The following is an 18,756-nucleotide window of genomic DNA, read 5'->3' as shown; positions in this document are numbered from 1 at the left end:
AATGCCAGCAATGTGCTAGTTTTATAATGATGAATTATAACACAGCTCATAATTGCACTGTATTTTTGAGATATTTTATTGTTAAACTACCCATACATTAGCGCAATCGACATAGTGCCTTATTTTTTTCTAAAATCGTTTATTATAAGAGTATTATGAGAGTAAGCATGGTTCCCTAGTGAGGACTTGAAGCTTTTGCTGTAGGCTAGTGATATCAATGTTTTAACTCACTGAAATACTCACGGTGTACTTTATGGTGTGCTTACCATACATATTCTATTCGTCTTTAGTGCGCTATAGACGCACCGATTAGACGTTATCTTAAATGAAATTGAGCATAAGAAAAACAGTTTATACAAGGTTCATTGAGGTATATATTAATATCAATGATCTGAATTCAGGAATTGAGCCATGTTAACTTTTCATTCAAAATCATCATTGCCGATAATTAGAACGGCAATGGCTTCTACTTTATTAATCGCTGCTGTACAACAGATGACAGGCTGTGACTTACAGCCCTCATCTACAAATAACGATGACACTACACAAACGAATAATATAGACAAAGATATGATCGAGAATGATGAGATGCCTGTCAATCCAGCACCTACAGATACAAGTGCTATAGATGAAGCCCAAACTAACAAAGCGACAGATATAGCTGATGAACAAATCGTCAGCCCGTCAGGGTATCAGAAACTAAGCTTTGGTCAGGTTATTACTCCTGAACTACTAAGCAGCCTAGGAATGACCAAAGCCAAGAGCGATAACGAAAAATGCTATTACGTCAGTAATCCAGAGCTGAGCTATATCGATAAAAAGTACGGTAAACGTGCTTCTGTGCTGTATCAAATCATAGACAACAAGGTTGCCCTGATTAATATTCAGGATCCAAGTATCCCGTTTTATAAAGACATCAACGTTGGCAATTCCGCTACAGACGTTATGAAAGCACATAATGACGAGCTTAGCTACGAGATCGATAAATATGCGGTTGATGGTGACTACTATAACCTGATTGCTAATGTCAATTTCAAGGTAATAAAAGAAAGCCCACTTGGAGAATTCTTAAAAGATGACAATATTGAGCTTAATAATAAACAGGATAAGTTACCCCTACAAATTGAATATCATGTCAAGGGTGGTCAAAAGCTGAGTGATTCTATGATTAAGGCGACTGAGTGGACAGCAGAGCATAAAAACCTATTAAAAGGTGAGGTAGAAAGCATAGATATTGGTATACCAGAAGCGATTTATTTGGTGGAAGGTTGCTCTTAAAAGTTGAACGTAAAAAACCCAGCATCTAGCTGGGTTATTAGTGGAAGGTCGTTTTTATAAGGTTGCTTTGTGACTCATGCTTAATCAATGAGTTATCACACTCTCTAAAATCGTATACGCTGCTTTGACCCTATCTGCATTGGGATAGTTTTTATTTGCCAGAATGACAATGCCTGATTTTTCGGCAGGAATATAAGCGATATAGCCACCAAACCCATTAGTAGCGCCTGTTTTATTGACCCAGACGTTGTTTAAAATAGACGTTGGATGATTGTCTATTTTAATGGCTTGAGGCTTTAGCACCACATCCATTGAGTTACCTTCGAGTAAGGTATTTAGCTGAGTAGGATAAGAGTACATCTCCCATCCTAACCCTTGGGTAAAAGTACTCGCCTGATAGTAACCCTTTCTATTATTGTCTAACGCTTGCTGAATATCTTTATCCAGCGGCACCAGCCCCATATTCGCCGCCATAAACTGCGTCATATCTTTAATGGTGGATTTAATGCCATAGGCTTCAGCGTCTAACATGCCAGGATTGACTCGGATAGCATCGCCAACAGCATTATAACCAAACGCATAATCCGCCATTTTGTCATTAGGCACATTGATAAAGGTGTTGGGCATATTGAGTGACGGCAGTATTTTTTCTTCCATCAATTGTGTGTAATCAGCATCCATGCTCAATGCCGATATATAACCAAACAATCCTATGCTGGCATTGGAATATAAACGCTTTGAGTTGACAGAAAAGACTGGCTGCCAAGATTTATAATAACTAAGCAACTCTTTATTGTTTTTGACTTCATCAGGTACTTGTAACGGCAGACCGCCAGCTGAATAGGTAACTAAGTTTATAAGCTTGGTGTTGCCAATGGTGCTGTTTTTAGGTAGGGAATATATTTATCAGCAGTATCTTCTAATGTAAGTGTGCCATTTAATTCTGAATAACTGGCTAAGGTAGCAGCAAACGTCTTACTGATTGAGCCTAGCTCAAAAATAGTGTTTTCTGAGACAGGTATTTTGGCTTTCTTATCAGCCAAACCATAATGATAAAAATGTGATTTGCCATCGATGATGACGCCAAAAGACATCCCTGAAATATCATGCTCATTCATTAGTAATTTGGCTTGTTGATCAACGGTGCTCTTTAGATGGTCATTGTTATCTGCTGCTTGTACTGTTCCAGATAGTAATGATGCTGTCACTAAAGCGGTAAGTCCCACTTGATTTAACAGGGTCTGAAAAGATTGTTTCATTCTAGGGCTTCTCATTTATTCTGATAGATGTACTGATAATTTAGTGAGCATGCAAATAGCGCTTTGCTTTCAGTTCAGATATACCATCTTACATTATCTCAGAATGCTGAATCCCCGACAATCTTAGCAATTTAGTATCATAGAATGGATCTTTTAGGATATACCCTAGCAGAACCAGCTATTTCAGCCCTCTAAACCTATTAATAGACCACTTATAACAGACTGCTATGGTGGAACCAATTATATTAAACCCTGTTTGATAATTCATAAATAGCCATTACTCACACTAAAGTTACCCAATACTGCGTGATAAATGTCGCTAAGGTGCCGGCTTATGCAAGAGGTCTATTTAATAAGCGGTTTATCTGCCATCTCGTTTGCCATTTTTAATGCTTGATACAAGCTAGTGGCACTAGCATTGCCGCGCCCCGCTAAATCAAGCGCAGTCCCATGATCAACCGAGGTACGGATATACGGCAGTCCTAAGGTAAGATTGACCGTATCACCAAAACCATGTGATTTCAGCACCGGCAACCCTTGGTCATGATACATCGCAATCACCGCATCACAGTTGGCTAGATGTCTGGGTGTAAATAAGGTATCCGCTGGCATCGCCTCTGATATGTCTACGCCTGCTTTGATAAATTCTTGCAAGACTGGATTGATAATTTCAATCTCTTCTATACCTAAATACCCACCCTCGCCTGCATGTGGATTGAGACCACAGACTAAAATACGTGGTTGCGTTAAGCCAAATTTTGCTTTCATCTCATCGACGACAATTTGTACGGTTTGGCGTACATTGTCAGACGTGATTGCAGCAGGGATATCTTTTAGTGGTAAATGAGTGGTAACAAGCGCCACTTTCATGGCTTGATTGGCGAGCATCATAACCACTTTATCACAGCCACTTTGCTGCATAAAAAACTCTGTATGACCGCTAAACATCGTGCCATCTAATAGCTTAATACCAGCTTCTATCAATGCAGACTTTTGCAATGGTCCAGTGACGATAGCCGCCACTATTTTGTTGGTTGCCAACTGATGGGCAACGTCTAACTGCTTAGCAACCATTGCTGAATTGCGCGTGTTAATTTGTCCGCAGACAACTGGCTCAGCACAAGATATATTAAGCAGAATAAAAGAACTATCCACGTCAGTATCTGGCTGCAACATCTGCTCTACAACGTTAAAATTAAAGTCATCGGCATCGATATCAATAGTTTGCCAGATAGGTGAATTTGTCAGCACGCCAGCTGCAACCAACTCATCTGCGCGCTTTGTCATAGCAGTGCTATCGGCAGTGACCCAAATTGGGCGTTCAAAATCTTGCAATTTACCCTCAGCCGCTAATAGCAGCACGATATCCATTCCAATACCAGCAGGCTCACCAGTTGTGATTAATAATGGCAATTTTTTTTGTATATCTTGCATCGTAACTACGCCTTTATATTTATATTGAGTCGTGAATTTTATTGTATTTTTTATGGGAAAAATAAGTACTGACACTTATATTGTATAGATAATTTTTTACTTATTACAACTGTCATCTAGAATAGATAGTTGTCTATGGGTGCCGAAAAAAACCTATTATGTGTTAAACTTTCGCTTTTCATTATAGCATTTACCAGTAAACACCGAGCTCAGGTTTTGGTACTTCAATTATAGTGGCACGTGGCGTTTTATTTGCTGTATCAGCACCCAATAAAACCCTGATGTCACATACCCATTTATACCCTCTTTTATATCGACTTTTGACACATTAGGCAATCATGGCAGACAACGAAAAAACCGACGACTTACTCAATCAGACACCGCCGCACAATATCGATATTGAAAAGGCATTGCTCGCGTCCTTAATGAGTATCGAAGAGGCGTACGACAAGATTGCTGATATCGTTACCAAAGATGATTTTTATGCAGGGCGACATCAGTATATTTTTGATGCTATTGCTCATTTAGCGGCAGTCAACGAACCCTATGATACGGTCATGGTACACGACTGGCTAGAAGCACAAAAACTCCTTAAAAGTGCAGGCGGCGATAGCTACTTGGCAGATATTTTGAGCCAAAGCCCTGCGACCTTGTTTAACCTGACCGCCTATGCTCAGCGCGTCCGTGAACTATCTACTCTACGCCAACTGATTACGACTGGCAATGAGATGCTTACGCTCGCCTATAATCCTAAAGACCAAACCGTCAGTGATATTTTAGACAGTGTTGAGGGTAAGATATTTAGCATCAATGAGCAGCACAATAAACGCGCTGAACAGCGTGGACCTGTGGGCATTACGGCTGTTTTGACCAATGTTATTGATAAGATTCAAGAACTCAAATCCAATCCCGATGGCATGATTGGTTTGCAGACGCCGTTTGCTGAGTTGAATAATAAAACCCAAGCTTGCAGCAGGTGACTTAATCATTGTGGCTGCGCGCCCTTCTATGGGTAAAACCACTTTTGCAATGAACTTGGCAGAAGGTATTTTATTTAACGAAGATCTGCCTGTTGTGGTATTTTCGATGGAGATGCCTGCTGAGTCTATCGTCATGCGTTTGCTGTCCTCATGGGGCGCGATTAATCAGACGCATCTGCGTTCTGGGCAAATGAACGAAGACGAATGGGCAAAAATGATGAACGCCATTCAGCACTTGCAATCAAAGCATCTCTATATTGATGATAGTACTGCTTTGCCACCCTCTGAGATGCGTTCACGCTGCCGCCGTATCGCCAAAAACCATGACGGCAAGCTTGGCGCTATCGTCGTCGATTATCTCCAGTTGATGAAAGTGCCAAACCTAGATGGCAACCGTGTTGGGGAAATCTCTGAGATTTCACGGAGTCTCAAAGCGCTAGCACGTGAGCTTGAATGCCCTGTTATTGCCTTATCACAGCTTAACCGTAGTCTAGAAAACCGCCCTAACAAGCGTCCTATCATGTCGGATTTGCGTGAATCGGGTGCGATTGAGCAGGATGCCGATTTGATTATGTTCATCTATCGTGATGAGGTTTATAATGAGAATACAGACCACAAAGGCGTGGCTGAAATCATCATTGGTAAACAGCGTAACGGCCCTATCGGCACTATACGTTTGGGCTTTGAAGGGCAATTTACCCGCTTTATTAACCTAACGCCAGAATACTATCAAAACGTCAGTTTCGAGAATGACGAGTAATCAATCTTATAAAACTTAAGCCTAATAGAAATCAGCCTGATAAAAACTGAAGCTTAATCATAAGCGAACAAATAGTTTTTAATAAAATAGCCAGTGCTGCATTAGCCTAATTAATGCAGTACTGGCTTTATAATTTCATAATTCTACTTATAAAGAAGCCAATTATGCGTACTATCACAATCAAACCACAAGCCATTACTCACAACTTAAACCAAGTTAAGAAAATGGCATCAAACTCTAAAGTCCTAGCCATGGTCAAGTCCAACGCTTACGGACATGGCGTAGCAGCGGTATTGCCTGCATTGCAACAAGCAGACGGTATTGGTGTTGCAACCTTGACTGAGGCGCTAGAAGCTCGGCAGTTAGGCTGGGACAAAACGATTGGTTTGATTGAAGGGGCATTTACCGCTGATGAGTGGCAGCAAGCCATTGAGCATGATATTAGCTGCGTGATTCATCATGCACCGCAATTGCAGTGGGCACTCGACAATATCCCACCAGCCAGTAGTGCGACCAGAGTGGTTTGGCTTAAATATAATACTGGTATGAATCGTCTAGGCTTCAACGCTGAAGGTATTATGGCAGCGGCTAAGCGCTGCATGAAGCGGGATATCAGCTGATACTAGCCACGCATTTTGCTAATGCCGATGACAGCACTCATCCATTAAATTCAATGCAAATTCAGCGTTTTTCAGATGTATTAAGCACTTTGCAAGAGACTATTAGCAACGATATCAAAGGCTCATTATGCAATTCAGCCGGTATCGTTAATTTTCCAGAGCATCATTATGACTGGGTACGTCCCGGCATTATTTTATATGGTAGCGCCCCTGTCATTGATAAAAGCGCGCATGAGTTAGACTTACAGCCAGCGATGGATTTCAGCGCACAAATTATCGCCCTGCAAACAGTTCAGGCAGACAATGCTATTGGCTATGGCAGTCGTTGGACAGCGCAGAAAGACACTAGAACAGCGCTGGTGAGTGTCGGCTACGGCGATGGTTACCCTCGCGTCATCAGCATGAAGCCTATGTCACTGTTATAGATACTACCAACGATCAAAGCTATCGATGCGCAGTCATTGGACGCGTGGCAATGGATATGATTGTCATTGATGTCAGTACCGCGCCAGAAGACATTGCGTTAGACAGTAAAGTAATTCTGTGGGGCGATGCCCCGCACGTCGATGAAGTCGCCGCGCATGCTGGTACGATTAGCTATGAGCTACTATGCCGCCTAAGCATTCGCCCAAATCGCATACAAGTATAATTATGCTGACCTTATCACTATTCATGTAATGTCTGTTTGCCAGACTTATAAATCACGGCAAATTGGACATTTACATTAAGCCTAATTGCGCTATACTAAAAGTTTGTTGTCACCCCAGCATACGCACTGACGCGATGCTATTAAAGACTGATGACGTTTCACTGACTGCGATCGACTGCTAGGATTACTATGAGTTTGCGCCATTTTTTGACCTTATCTGATTTAACCAAACAAGAATTAGAAAACCTTATAAAACGCGCCAGCGAATTACGCAAGATGCAACACGCAGGCGAGATATATCAGCCGTTTGTTGGTCGTACGCTTGGCATGATATTTGAAAAATCCTCAACCCGTACGCGCATCTCATTTGAGACAGGTATGGGTCAGTTTGGTGGTAGTGCTATCTTTTTGTCGCCAAATGATACCCAGCTTGGGCGTGGTGAGCCGCTAGAAGACTCCGCTCGTGTCATATCGAGCATGGTCGATATCATCATGATTCGTACCTTTGGTCACGAAAAAGTTGAAACCTTTGCTGAATACTCAAGCGTGCCTATTATTAATGCTTTAACTGACGAATTTCATCCTTGCCAGCTACTGGCTGATATGCAAACCTATTATGAACACCGTGGAAGTATCGAAAATAAAATCGTTACTTGGGTTGGTGATGGCAATAATATGTGTGCATCCTATATGCAAGCAGCCCATCAGTTTGGCTTTGAGCTACGCGTCGCTGCGCCTTATGGGTTTGAGCCTGACCCTGAGCTGATGAAACGCTTCTCGCATTGCGTCAGTATTGTCGAAAACGTACAAGAAGCCGCGAAAGATTCAAATTTAATTGTCACCGATGTATGGGCAAGCATGGGACAAGAGTCTGAACAAAATACTCGTGCGCGCCGTTTTGCCGCTTATCAAGTATCGCCATCGCTATTGGATAAAGCCGATCCTGAAGTGGTATTTATGCATTGTCTACCCGCGCATCGTGGTGAGGAGATCTCTCATGATATGCTTGACGATCCACGCTCAGTGGTATGGGATGAAGCTGAAAATCGCTTACATGCACAAAAAGCCTTGATGGAATTTTTGTTAAAAGATAAAATTAAACTTTAAAAAATATCGCCATAATCTATTTATGGAAGAGTAAGTACGAAAAAGGCAGACCACATTTAGTATGATCTGCCTTTTTATTTTATGATGAACGATAAGCCACTGCTTAACCGATTTTTAACGAGTAAGCATTTTTTAACGAATAAGTGTCGTCACACCATTACTACCTGCTTTCAGCAATACATCAGCTTGATTGGCCGCAAAAATACCATTACACACGACACCCACAATATTATTCAGCTCTTTCTCAAGCGCTATCGGATTACTAACATCCAAATCATAAGTATCTAAGATGACGTTGCCATAATCAGTCACAAAATCTTCGCGGTAAACTGGCTCACCGCCCATACGGCTAATTGCCGTGCGACATAAGAACGTGCTTGCGGCAGTACCTCAATAGGAACAGGAAACTCGCGACCTAGCACCTCAACGCTTTTGCTCTCATCAACCATACATATAAATTTGTTAGAAGCCGCTGCCACGATTTTCTCACGAGTGAGCGCGCCGCCGCCGCCTTTTATCAATTGCAAATGCTCATTGACCTCATCTGCCCCATCGATATAAATATCAAGCGTACCAGCAAAGTTTAAATCCACTATCTCAATACCAAGGGCACGAAGTTTGTCTTCAGTGACCTGTGAGCTAGCCACCGCGCCAGCAAGCTTTACAGTTGGCAATAATTCAATCAAACAGTTGACCGTACTGCCTGTGCCTACTCCAAGTATCATGTCTCTTCGATATAACTTAGAGCCGCTTTGGCTGCGGCTTGCTTTTGTGCTTGCTGATCACTCATCATAAATCCTTGGCAAAATAAACGTATCGCTTTAAAAAAAGTAAAGGGTAAAAAGGTAAAATGCGCCGCCATTATACCCGATGCGCTTAATGGATGTCAGCGTAATAGCCACGCTAATCGCAAGACATTCACTCAAATTTTAAAATGTAGATAGATAAGGCAACCAAACAACCAAAGCCAGTAGCGTGACCAATAGTACGGGCGGGGTAATAAGCAGTCCAATTTTCATATACTGCCCCCAACTGATTTTATAGTCTTTTTCTGCCAATACATGGAGCCATAATAAAGTCGCAAGGCTACCGATAGGTGTGAATTTCGGCCCCAAATCATTACCAATCACATTAGCATAAATCATGAGCTCGCGAGTGGCAGCAGGTACTTGCGCACTATCAATCGCCAATGCACCTACTAAAGTAGACGGCATATTATTCATGACAGAGGCTACAATAGCGGAGAGGAATCCAGTTCCTACTGTTGCGATGACCATACCCTGCTGCCCCAACCAATTCAAAACTTGAGCACCATAGGCAGTCAATCCTGCATTGCCCAAGCCATAAACAACCAAGTACATACCGATGGAAAATAATACGATTTGCCAAGGTGCTTGACGCAGGATATCAGATACAGAAACAACGGCATCACGCCCTCCTTGCCACCAGCGACCTGCGATAGCCATTAACAGTAACGCCGCCACTCCTGTCACCAAGGAGATAGTAATGCCGAATGACTCAGTCGTAAAGTAGGCAATAAGTAGCAACGCGAGCAGCGGAAAGGCTGCTTTAAAGACCAACGGATCTTCAATCGCAGACTCGGGTGCACTCAAATCAGCAATGGAGTAGTGTTTTGGAATGTGCCGTGCATAGACCACCCATAATACGGCCAGCGTCGCCAATACAGAAACAATATTGACCGGTATCATCACTGCTGCATAACGGCCAAAACCAATGTCAAAATAATTGGCACTAACGATATTGACCAGATTAGAAGTGACTAACGGCAGACTTGCGGTATCAGCAATGAAGCCAGTCGCAATGATAAATGCCAAAGCAGATGGTGGTGAAAATTTAAGTCGCAGCAAGATAGCGATGACAATCGGGGTCAATAGCAATGCTGCCCCATCATTGGCAAAAAATGCGAGATAAACGCGCCTAAAATCACAATCATAGGAAATAGCAAACGTCCTTGCCCATTGCCAAGCCTAGCCACATGCAGTGCTGCCCAGCCAAAAAATCCTGCTTTATCTAAGATAAGCGAGATGATGATAAGCGCCACAAAGGTAAAAGTCGCATCCCAAACGATGTCCCACACAATACCAATATCGGAGAGCTTTACCACGCCAAAAGCTAAGGCAATCAATGCGCCGCCCATTGCACTCCAGCCAATACCCAGTCCTTTGGGCTGCCATATCACTAAAACCAAAGTCACGATAAATATAATCAATGCGATCATTGAGTAACCTTTTTAGGCTTAATTATTATAAGAACAATTATGTAAGAGCAAGTATGAGAAAATGAATGATGAGAGGATACATTAGAGTGATTTTTGATTGACGCGCTGCGACAGCTCCTCTGCGCTTTCTACCCGTTCAGAGTAACGGTCAGTCAGATAGGCTGAGCGTCCACGGGTCAGCCAAGTGAATTTCACCAACTCCTCACAAACATCCACGAGACGCAAATATAAAGGAGACTTATCCATACGATCATCGTCGTTAAATTCCAAAAAAGCTTTAGGAATAGAGGACTGATTGGGTATGGTAATCATCCGCATCCAACGCCCAAGAATGCGCAATTGGTTAACCGTATTGAAGCTTTGACTGCCACCGCTGACTTGCATCACTGCCAAAGTTTTTCCTTGAGTTGGACGTACACCACCTAATGACAATGGAATCCAGTCAATTTGTGCTTTCATAATACTGGTCATACTGCCATGACGCTCTGGGCTCACCCAAAGCATACCTTCTGACCACTGCGCCAACTCTCGCAGCTCTTGTACTTTTGGATGATTGGCATCAACAGCATCAGGCAATGGTAAACCCGTCGGATCAAAGGTTCGAACCTCACAACCATACCAACGCAATAGACGACTCGCTTCTTCACTGGCCAGTTTAGAGAATGAGCGCTGGCGTAGAGAGCCGTATAGCACCAATATTCTTGGCGCATGGCGCGGGTCATTTGCACCAATTAAAGACTCAATATCAATAGGCTGTATACTGTCTACATCGATATTGGGCAAATCACACAAATCGATCACATCTAAATCTGTTGTTTTATTTGCCATGATAAATCACTTCCCCATCTTCTTTAGTGAAGCTGCTCACGGGATTCTCTAACAACTCAAATACGCGCTCAGATGGGCGGCATAATGCTGCGCCTTTATTGGTGACCACGATAGGACGATTGATTAAAATGGGATGGGCAATCATCGCATCAATGATTTGATCATCAGACAATTCAGGATTGTCTAATCCTAGCTCATCATTGACAGGCTCTTTGCTTCGTAACAGCTCTCTTGGTGAAAGGTTTATCTTTGCCAACAGCTCAACTAAATAATCACGGCTTGGCGGGGTTTTAAGGTATTCAATTACTTCTGGATTTTCGCCTGATGCTTTCATGATGGCCAATGTATTGCGAGACGTACCGCATTTTGGATTGTGAAAAATTAGTGATGTCATAGTAATTTTACCTATATTTATGAATATGCTTAGGGTATGTCCTCAATCTTAAAAAAATTGACTAAATGAGCTAAAAATGAGGACACGCCCTAGTAATAAAGAGGTTTGTTAAATCAGTTATGGGCTTACTGATTGTTTGAAAGACTGTCTGCATCAGCAGGTTTGGCACGCTCACATCCGCTCAAACTGTCCATAAGAGACGCACACAATTCTGGATGTCCCGCACAACAATCTTGCAATAGAAACTGAATAACCTCCTCCATATGTGACAGTGAGGCGCGATAAATTATCTGCCGACTGTGCCGTTGAGACACCACCCACCCTGCACGAGCCAGCACCGATAAATGTGCTGACATCGTGTTATGTGGCACAGACAGTTTGCGAGCAATTTCACCTGCTGGCAGACCAACGGGCTCTTGGCTGACGAGCAACCTAAAAGCCTTGAGACGAGTATCTTGAGAGAGCGCAGCAAAGCTGGCGATAGCATTTATTATTTCCATATGTCCAATAATACAGACATATGGAAATAATTCAATATTTTATTTAAAAAATATTGAGATAAAATCACCCTATCTTTCATCAAAAATTGAAATCGCTGCAAAAACTGCAATAGGGTCTTGCAAGACCGTTAAAATCAGCATAGGCTAATCTATTTAATTTTCTATTCATCCACACTTTTTATTAGGGAACATTATGTTGTCACATTGGGTACGAGCCATCTTGCAAGCCACCGTCTATGACGTGGCAATTCAAACACCACTTGAAGCGGCACCCAAGCTGACCCAACGTTTTGCTAATGACATTCGTTTTAAACGCGAAGACTTGCAACCGGTCAAATCCTTTAAATTGCGTGGTGCCTATAATCGAATTAGTCAGTTAAGTGATGAGCAAAAAGTACGCGGCGTCATTTGCGCCTCAGCAGGTAATCATGCCCAAGGGGTTGCTTATTCTGCCCGTAAACTTGCCCTAAACAATATCATCGTGATGCCCACCACTACACCTGACATTAAAGTAGATGCAGTAAAGGCGCTTGGCGGCAATGTCGATTTGTATGGTGATAGCTTCGATGAAGCCAACCGTTATGCAATCAATCGCGCTGAAACAGAAGGTCTGACCTTTATCCCACCTTACGATGATGAATTGGTGATTGCCGGACAAGGTACCATTGGTCTTGAGCTAACTCAGCAATGGCGCAATATGGATTATGTGTTCGTCGCGGTTGGCGGTGGTGGTCTCATCTCAGGTGTCGCGGCATTTTTGGGCGAAGTTGCGCCGCATGTCAAAGTGATTGCGGTGGAAGCAGAGCAATCAGCTTCTCTTAAAGCGGCTCTTGAAGCCAATGAGCGCGTTAAGCTTGAGCAAGTTGGACTGTTCGTCGATGGCGTGGCAGTTGCTCAAATCGGCGAATTGCCATTTGAAATTGTCCGCATGCAAAAGAGTGATAAATCAGGTCCTTTAGTCGAGCCTGAAGTGGTGACTTGTACCAATGACGAAGTATGTGCGGCGGTTAAAGACATCTTTGAAGAAAATCGCAGTATCGTTGAGCCTGCGGGCGCGTTACCCGTTGCTGGTATGAAAAAATATATCGAAGCCCATAATCTGCAAGGTAAAAACTGCGTCGGTATTATTTGCGGTGCCAATATGAACTTTGACCGCCTACGTTATATCGCTGAGCGTACTGAAATTGGTGAGAAAAAAGAAGCCATCTTTGGTGTGACGATTCCTGAGCAGACAGGCGCTTTCTTAAATTTCTGCCGTAGCTTACATGGACGCAATATCACTGAGTTTAATTATCGCGCCGATAGTAAAAAATCACCTGACTCTATGGAACCTGCATCAATATTTGTCGGTATCGCACTAAAAGAAGGCGACAAAGAGCGTAAAACCATTCGCACCCAATTGGCAGCTGATGGCTATACAGCTCATGATTTGACCGATGATGATATTGCCAAATCACATATCCGCCATTTGATTGGTGGTCATGCGCATGTTGCAAACGAGCAATTATTAAGTGTGGTTTTCCCTGAACGTCCAGGGGCATTGCTGAAGTTTTTAGAAAAACTGGGTGATGACTTTAATATCACTTTGTTTCATTATCGCAATCATGGTGCCGCCGAGGGTCGCGTATTGGTCGGTTTGCAAGCGTCTGAGGGTAACTCTCGTCAATTACAAGACGCGTTACTCGATATCGGCTATGACTGCACCATGCTCAATGACAATATTGGCTATCAATTATTTTTGAAATAAAAATAGACTATCAATCCATCAATGGCTGTTTGTTAATCACTAAAAAGCCGCCATTGATGAATGAACAGTGATTATGCATTAGTAGCTTTCATTAATTCATAGCGACCATGATGAGGTGGTAAAGTGTGACTCAAAAGATATTGATCTTTGTATTATTACTGGTTTTAGCACTTTTGGGTTATAAGATGCTGCAACCTAAAAACACGACCAGTAACCCTATTGCTGACGTTGCGACTGATACTCCAGTTGACGCTGCTTTTACCTCAACTGATCTGGATGACATACCGCCAACGTACGTCGATTCAGATGCAACGTCAACATCAGTCTCGGCAGTAAAACCAGTACTCACGTCGTCAGCATCAAGCTTTACCTGTGATGGCAGAAAGCATTGCTCTCAGATGACGTCATGCGCAGAAGCCACTTACTTTGTACAACACTGCCCGAATACCAAAATGGATGGTAATAATGATGGTATCCCATGTGAGCAGCAGTGGTGTCGCTGATTTTATATCAAATATAAACTGAGAACAGCATGCATATTCCTGCTATTTTTGCCGAAGAAAACCTAGAAAATATCATTGGATTTATCGCAGCCAACCCCTTAGCGACCTTGGTTGCTCAAACCAAAGATGGCATCGAAGCCTGCCATATACCGCTCTTCTGGCATAACGATAACTTTATGCCTGATGCTAGTGTTGGTGTTGGTGTTGATTCTGATTCTGATTCTGATTCTGATATTAACTCTAATGCTCAGCACGGCTATCTTTACGGTCATTTCGGTCGTAAAAACCCTATTTATCGGAACGCCTTACCAGATACTGCGTGGTTAATTATTTTTCAAGATTCTGGACATTATATCAGCCCCAACTGGTATCCTAGTAAAGCGAAAACCCATAAAGAAGTGCCCACTTGGAACTATCAAAGCGTCCATATTCAATCCAAAATTGAACTGCTTGAAGACACCGATACGCTGAAATGGATATTAGCAACCATGACTGCGCAGCAAGAGGTGCTATCCGACCATCCTTGGTCATTAGATGAGGCACCTGCTACTTATATCGATGCTATGTGCCGAGGGATTATTGGCTTTAAGCTGCCCATCGATTCTATACAAGCCCAATTTAAATTAAGCCAAAATAAAACCGTAGAAAATATCACAGGTGTGATTAACGGTTTAGCGCAGTTAAAGACAAATGATGCGGCAGAAATGGCGATGAAAGTTGCCAATCAGAATAATGGCTAAGACGAGACTTTCTCTCTTTACCATAAGAATCTATTTTTAAACATTTTGATAGCGCAAGGCTCTTTCAATTTGCAAAAAAAGCACCATTAATATTATCTTACTTTATGGATATCTATGAGGTTTTGATGAGTAAACACAACAAAAACCACAATCAGCCTAGCCATAGCCAACCTGATGTCGTGCGTATGCGTCTCGATAAGTGGTTGTGGGCAGCACGATTTTATCGGACACGTAATCTCGCCAAAGAAGCCATCGAAAGCGGACGGGTACATTATGCGGGTAGCCGCGTAAAGACCAGTAAAGAGATTATGGTTGGCGATGAACTACAGATTCGTCAAGGCTCAGCCACTGCCATGACTGAAAAGACCGTCGTCGTTGAAGCACTAACGGCGCAACGTGGTAATGCGCTCGCTGCTGAAGTCTTGTATTCAGAAACTGAAGAAAGCGAAGAGCGCCGCGCTTATCATGCTGAGCAGCGCAAACTTGCCAATCTTGCACGGCCTGATAATAAACCCAACAAAAAAGAGCGCCGTGACCTTCAGCGCTTTAAGCACAAACAAGAATAAGCTGGTCAAAGTACAACCTTAGATTATAAATAATATCATCGAAGATTCGTGAACAGATGACCGTATTGTTTAGCTTCTACTCTTGCCATTCAAGGCATTAACCGTTACGCTGACAGCCGATTTACTTAATTAATTGCATGCTAATAAAAGCCGCACTAACATGCCGGTCTCTTATAGCATGTTTTTTTGTTATACAAGGTCATATTATGCTGATGAAAACCTGTACTCCGTCTTCTGTATTATTGGTTTGTTTGGGAAATATTTGCCGATCGCCAACGGCTGAAGAAGTCTTTCGTCAGCAAGCAGCGATTGCTGGATTGTCAATCAAAGTAGATTCAGCAGGAACGAGTGACTCGCATATTGGTCATGCGCCCGACACTCGCTCGCAACGCCATGCAAAAGCGCATGGTTATAAAATCAATAAACTGGTCGCCCGCCAAGTCAGTGCCGATGACTTTCGTAATTTTGATTTAATTCTAGCGATGGATACACAGAATTTAGCTGATTTACAAGCCGTTAAAGACAGCTTGATAGAGACAGAAGACAATTTGGCCAAGTTGGCTTTATTTAGTGAAGAAGATCCTACTTATGGCGGCGACGATGTGCCAGATCCTTATAAAGGCGATGATGACGACTTTGAAGAGGTGATTGAGCGTATTGAGTCAAGCGCACAAGCGTGGATTGAAAGCTGGAAAGCTTGCTAACGATAAAGCTAACTTTCTGCCACCTTTTTATCTTTCATCCTTTATAATAAACACTGTGTAATCCATTATCTATCTGCCACATGGGCTATGTTATGACCTCAGTTTCACGCTTGGATTCTAGTACTCAATTTGCCATGACCACTGATTTGCCAGCGAGCTTATTGACCCGTGAATTAGTCGATTTGTCACATGGTAATACCATGGCCTTAGCCTGTGTCGCAGATACTGTCGTGACACTGACGGCTGAAGCACAGCTTGATGATTTTATGGCAAATTATACAAAAGACATAGCACAAAATAAGCCATTATTTGTGTTGTCTGGCGGTAGTAATGTGTTATTACCAGCGCATCTGAATGCTATCGTATTGCAGCCCCAAATGCGCGGTATCAGCCTAACCGCTCAGACAGATAGTTACGTCGATATCGCAGTAATGGCAGGCGAAAACTGGCATGACTTGGTGGTATATACGGTCAGTCAAGGTTGGTATGGGCTAGAAAATCTGGCACTAATCCCAGGGCTAACTGGTGCGGCACCCGTACAAAATATCGGTGCCTATGGTGTCCAACTAGAAGACTGCTTACAGTATGTACGAGCTATCACTTACCCACTCAAACTTGGCATCATCTCACAGCCGCCGACTGCGAGTTTGGCTATCGTGACAGCATTTTTAAACGTGCGCCTAATACCTGGTTAATCAGCTGTGTTGGATTCAGATTACATACCGATGCAACCAAAATCCTAGCCAGCTATGGTGATGTGCAAACCGTTGCACAACGATATGCCGAGCAAGACGATCGTACGCAGCCAGTGCCTGCGGATATCATGCAAGCGATTATTGATATTCGTCAGCAAAAACTCCCTAATCCCAAGCATCTGCCAAATTGTGGTAGCTTTTTTCAAAACCCCATTATTCCTCAATCGCACTTTATTGCTTTACAATCGACCTACCCTACTATCGTCGGCTACGCTATGCCTGATGCATGGTAAAGGTTGCGGCAGGCTGGTTGATTGAACAGACAGGCTTGAAAGGTGGTGGTATTGCACCGATTGTCACCCATCAGCAGCAAGCCTTGGTGCTGACCAATCATGCCCCTTATCACGCCACTCAAGATGATGTAGCAGATGCCCAACGACATATCGTCGATACGGTTTATGAAAAATTTGCGATTCAGTTAGCGCGTGAGCCAGTTTGGGTAAATACTGACGGCTCTATTGGGTATGATGAGCATGTGGTCTAAGCGGCTATTATCTAAGCGACTATGGCGTTATTACCTGCGTTCAGCTGAGCGTATGATAAAGCTATTTCGCATTATTAATATTACCTTTTTACTTGGTTCAACGACTGTTATTTTAGTACTCATCAGCCTATTCACGCCGCTGTTCTCCCAAGCGATTGTTTATCTATTTACGCTTTTGCCATTGCCCAGCCTACCCTCTGCTGCGTTGAGTTCACCGCCTACCGCTTATGTGGTGTTAGGCGGCGGACTAACCAATGATCATGACAATCAAATTATTCTTAATAGCTACAGCCTCAACCGTGCCCGTACCGCTGCCAGCGCTTATCACGACTTACCCCTACCTATTGTGCTAAGCGGTGCTGAAGCGCCATGGCTTGGTCAATGGCTCATTGAGCATGGTATTGATGCTGATAAGCGAAAATGCCAGTATGAATACCTGCGAAAATGCGCGTTTTACCGCCAAACGTATTCCACTGCATCATGTGTATCTCATTACTGACAGCTACCATATGGCACGTGCTCGTAGACAGTTTGCCTTAAATGGTATCAATAGCACACCACTTAGCGCCCCTTTACCAGTGAGCCGTGACTGGATGAGACCTGCGCAAAACTTAAGTCATTCTCGACGCGCTGTTTATGAAGTTGCCGCTTATTTACGCGATGTGATACGTCCTCAAATGAATTGTCGTCATGCCAACGACGTGACTTCACAGCAGCTGTTAACTCCTAGAGGTAACGCAGCAAAAAAACCTGACGAATAAAGTTAAATACAAGCAGGTAGCCAGTTCAATATCTTTTGATAACTCATCCTAATCACTACCGATCATCCACTATACTTGTGATGAGTGTATAATAATAAAAGAAAATGCTATTTAAGAGAGTTACCATGCTCAGTATATTTTTGTTAATTCCATTAAGTCTCATGCTGTTTGTGGTTGCCATTTGGGCAGTACGCTATGCGGTCAAATCAAACCAGTTTGAAGATCTGGACAATGCATCACAGCGCATCATATTGGATGATCGCCAAGAGCGACGGCAAACCATACAGCTCATGATTACTCAGCGCCTATTTCGCAGAATGACGATACCACAGTGACTGATATAGTCGCTGATGATAAGGTGAGCCATCCTGATACAGAGTCAATCACTCATTCTGACCTTGATAAACAGCCAAAAATCTAGCATTGAGCCACCTTATCTATAGTGGAA

Annotated in this window: 16 protein-coding genes and 5 pseudogenes; 13 read left to right on the top strand and 8 right to left on the bottom strand. The window is 42.9% G+C overall.

Annotation, left to right across the window (positions count from 1 at the left end; all coding sequences use genetic code 11):
* Positions 1 to 411 precede the first annotated feature (411 nt).
* Positions 412 to 1,278, top strand: a complete 867-nt coding sequence (locus tag TT12_RS05730) for a hypothetical protein (protein ID WP_045452881.1) — start codon at positions 412 to 414, stop codon at positions 1,276 to 1,278.
* An 84-nt stretch (positions 1,279 to 1,362) separates the two neighbouring features.
* Here TT12_RS05730 and TT12_RS05725 read toward each other — a convergent pair whose 3' ends face one another.
* The 3 genes from TT12_RS05725 to pdxA all read right to left on the bottom strand — a co-directional run bounded on the left by TT12_RS05725 (position 1,363) and on the right by pdxA (position 3,962).
* The gene (locus tag TT12_RS05725) at positions 1,363 to 2,106 is read right to left on the bottom strand and encodes a serine hydrolase (protein ID WP_279378814.1); all 744 of its coding nucleotides are present in this window, start codon (positions 2,104 to 2,106) and stop codon (positions 1,363 to 1,365) included.
* A gap of 26 nt (positions 2,107 to 2,132) precedes the next feature.
* On the bottom strand, positions 2,133 to 2,537 hold the full coding sequence (locus TT12_RS18250; RefSeq protein ID WP_279378809.1) for a serine hydrolase: 405 nt from the start codon (positions 2,535 to 2,537) through the stop codon (positions 2,133 to 2,135).
* A 345-nt stretch (positions 2,538 to 2,882) separates the two neighbouring features.
* Entirely contained in the window at positions 2,883 to 3,962 is a 1,080-nt protein-coding gene (gene pdxA, locus TT12_RS05720) for a 4-hydroxythreonine-4-phosphate dehydrogenase PdxA (RefSeq protein WP_413786970.1), read from the bottom strand.
* A 347-nt stretch (positions 3,963 to 4,309) separates the two neighbouring features.
* Here pdxA and dnaB point away from each other — a divergent pair.
* The 3 genes and pseudogenes from dnaB to argF all read left to right on the top strand — a co-directional run bounded on the left by dnaB (position 4,310) and on the right by argF (position 8,087).
* Positions 4,310 to 5,711 (top strand): annotated as a pseudogene (dnaB, locus tag TT12_RS05715) (replicative DNA helicase).
* Between the two features lie 164 nt (positions 5,712 to 5,875).
* Positions 5,876 to 6,980 (top strand): annotated as a pseudogene (gene alr / locus TT12_RS05710) (alanine racemase).
* A 189-nt stretch (positions 6,981 to 7,169) separates the two neighbouring features.
* A complete protein-coding gene (gene argF / locus TT12_RS05705; RefSeq protein ID WP_045452876.1) occupies positions 7,170 to 8,087 on the top strand; it encodes an ornithine carbamoyltransferase in 918 nt (305 codons plus the stop codon).
* Between the two features lie 132 nt (positions 8,088 to 8,219).
* On the opposite strand, the pseudogene rpiA reads toward argF, so the two are convergent.
* From rpiA to TT12_RS05680, 5 genes and pseudogenes are all read right to left on the bottom strand, one after another.
* Positions 8,220 to 8,877, bottom strand: a pseudogene (gene rpiA / locus TT12_RS05700) (ribose-5-phosphate isomerase RpiA).
* 139 nt (positions 8,878 to 9,016) lie between these two features.
* Positions 9,017 to 10,326: pseudogene (locus tag TT12_RS05695) on the bottom strand (arsenic transporter).
* Between the two features lie 81 nt (positions 10,327 to 10,407).
* Complete coding sequence (gene arsH / locus TT12_RS05690) at positions 10,408 to 11,154, bottom strand: arsenical resistance protein ArsH (RefSeq protein WP_045452874.1); 747 nt, start codon at positions 11,152 to 11,154, stop codon at positions 10,408 to 10,410.
* Entirely contained in the window at positions 11,144 to 11,548 is a 405-nt protein-coding gene (gene arsC, locus TT12_RS05685) for an arsenate reductase (glutaredoxin) (protein ID WP_045452872.1), read from the bottom strand. The genes arsH and arsC overlap by 11 nt, the downstream gene beginning before the upstream one ends.
* Positions 11,549 to 11,673: 125 nt before the next feature.
* Complete coding sequence (locus TT12_RS05680; RefSeq protein WP_045452870.1) at positions 11,674 to 12,048, bottom strand: ArsR/SmtB family transcription factor; 375 nt, start codon at positions 12,046 to 12,048, stop codon at positions 11,674 to 11,676.
* A 193-nt stretch (positions 12,049 to 12,241) separates the two neighbouring features.
* Between TT12_RS05680 and ilvA the strand changes: the two genes are divergently transcribed.
* The 9 genes and pseudogenes from ilvA to ccoS all read left to right on the top strand — a co-directional run bounded on the left by ilvA (position 12,242) and on the right by ccoS (position 18,643).
* Positions 12,242 to 13,795, top strand: coding sequence for a threonine ammonia-lyase, biosynthetic (gene ilvA, locus TT12_RS05675; RefSeq protein ID WP_045446449.1), 1,554 nt, complete (start codon positions 12,242 to 12,244; stop codon positions 13,793 to 13,795).
* Positions 13,796 to 13,920: 125 nt separating this feature from the next.
* Entirely contained in the window at positions 13,921 to 14,298 is a 378-nt protein-coding gene (locus TT12_RS19325) for an excalibur calcium-binding domain-containing protein (RefSeq protein ID WP_227678947.1), read from the top strand.
* Between the two features lie 29 nt (positions 14,299 to 14,327).
* Positions 14,328 to 15,038 (top strand): FMN-binding negative transcriptional regulator, encoded by a 711-nt coding sequence (locus TT12_RS15350; RefSeq protein ID WP_201605786.1) that lies wholly within the window; start codon positions 14,328 to 14,330, stop codon positions 15,036 to 15,038.
* 125 nt (positions 15,039 to 15,163) lie between these two features.
* A complete protein-coding gene (locus TT12_RS05660; protein ID WP_045453058.1) occupies positions 15,164 to 15,604 on the top strand; it encodes an RNA-binding S4 domain-containing protein in 441 nt (146 codons plus the stop codon).
* A 206-nt stretch (positions 15,605 to 15,810) separates the two neighbouring features.
* On the top strand, positions 15,811 to 16,308 hold the full coding sequence (locus tag TT12_RS05655; protein ID WP_045452867.1) for a low molecular weight protein-tyrosine-phosphatase: 498 nt from the start codon (positions 15,811 to 15,813) through the stop codon (positions 16,306 to 16,308).
* Positions 16,309 to 16,442: 134 nt separating this feature from the next.
* A pseudogene (gene murB / locus TT12_RS05650) lies at positions 16,443 to 17,547 on the top strand (UDP-N-acetylmuramate dehydrogenase).
* On the top strand, positions 17,537 to 18,046 hold the full coding sequence (locus tag TT12_RS05645; protein WP_243443416.1) for a YdcF family protein: 510 nt from the start codon (positions 17,537 to 17,539) through the stop codon (positions 18,044 to 18,046). Before murB ends, TT12_RS05645 begins: the two are co-directional and overlap by 11 nt.
* The gene (locus tag TT12_RS16750; RefSeq protein WP_243443415.1) at positions 17,976 to 18,308 is read left to right on the top strand and encodes a YdcF family protein; all 333 of its coding nucleotides are present in this window, start codon (positions 17,976 to 17,978) and stop codon (positions 18,306 to 18,308) included. The genes TT12_RS05645 and TT12_RS16750 overlap by 71 nt, the downstream gene beginning before the upstream one ends.
* 125 nt (positions 18,309 to 18,433) lie before the next feature.
* The gene (gene ccoS / locus TT12_RS05640) at positions 18,434 to 18,643 is read left to right on the top strand and encodes a cbb3-type cytochrome oxidase assembly protein CcoS (RefSeq protein WP_045446440.1); all 210 of its coding nucleotides are present in this window, start codon (positions 18,434 to 18,436) and stop codon (positions 18,641 to 18,643) included.
* Positions 18,644 to 18,756: the final 113 nt, after the last annotated feature.

It is taken from the genome of Psychrobacter sp. JCM 18903 (assembly GCF_000586475.1).
Lineage (GTDB): Bacteria > Pseudomonadota > Gammaproteobacteria > Pseudomonadales > Moraxellaceae > Psychrobacter.
This window is presented reverse-complemented; position numbering and strand designations above follow the sequence as displayed.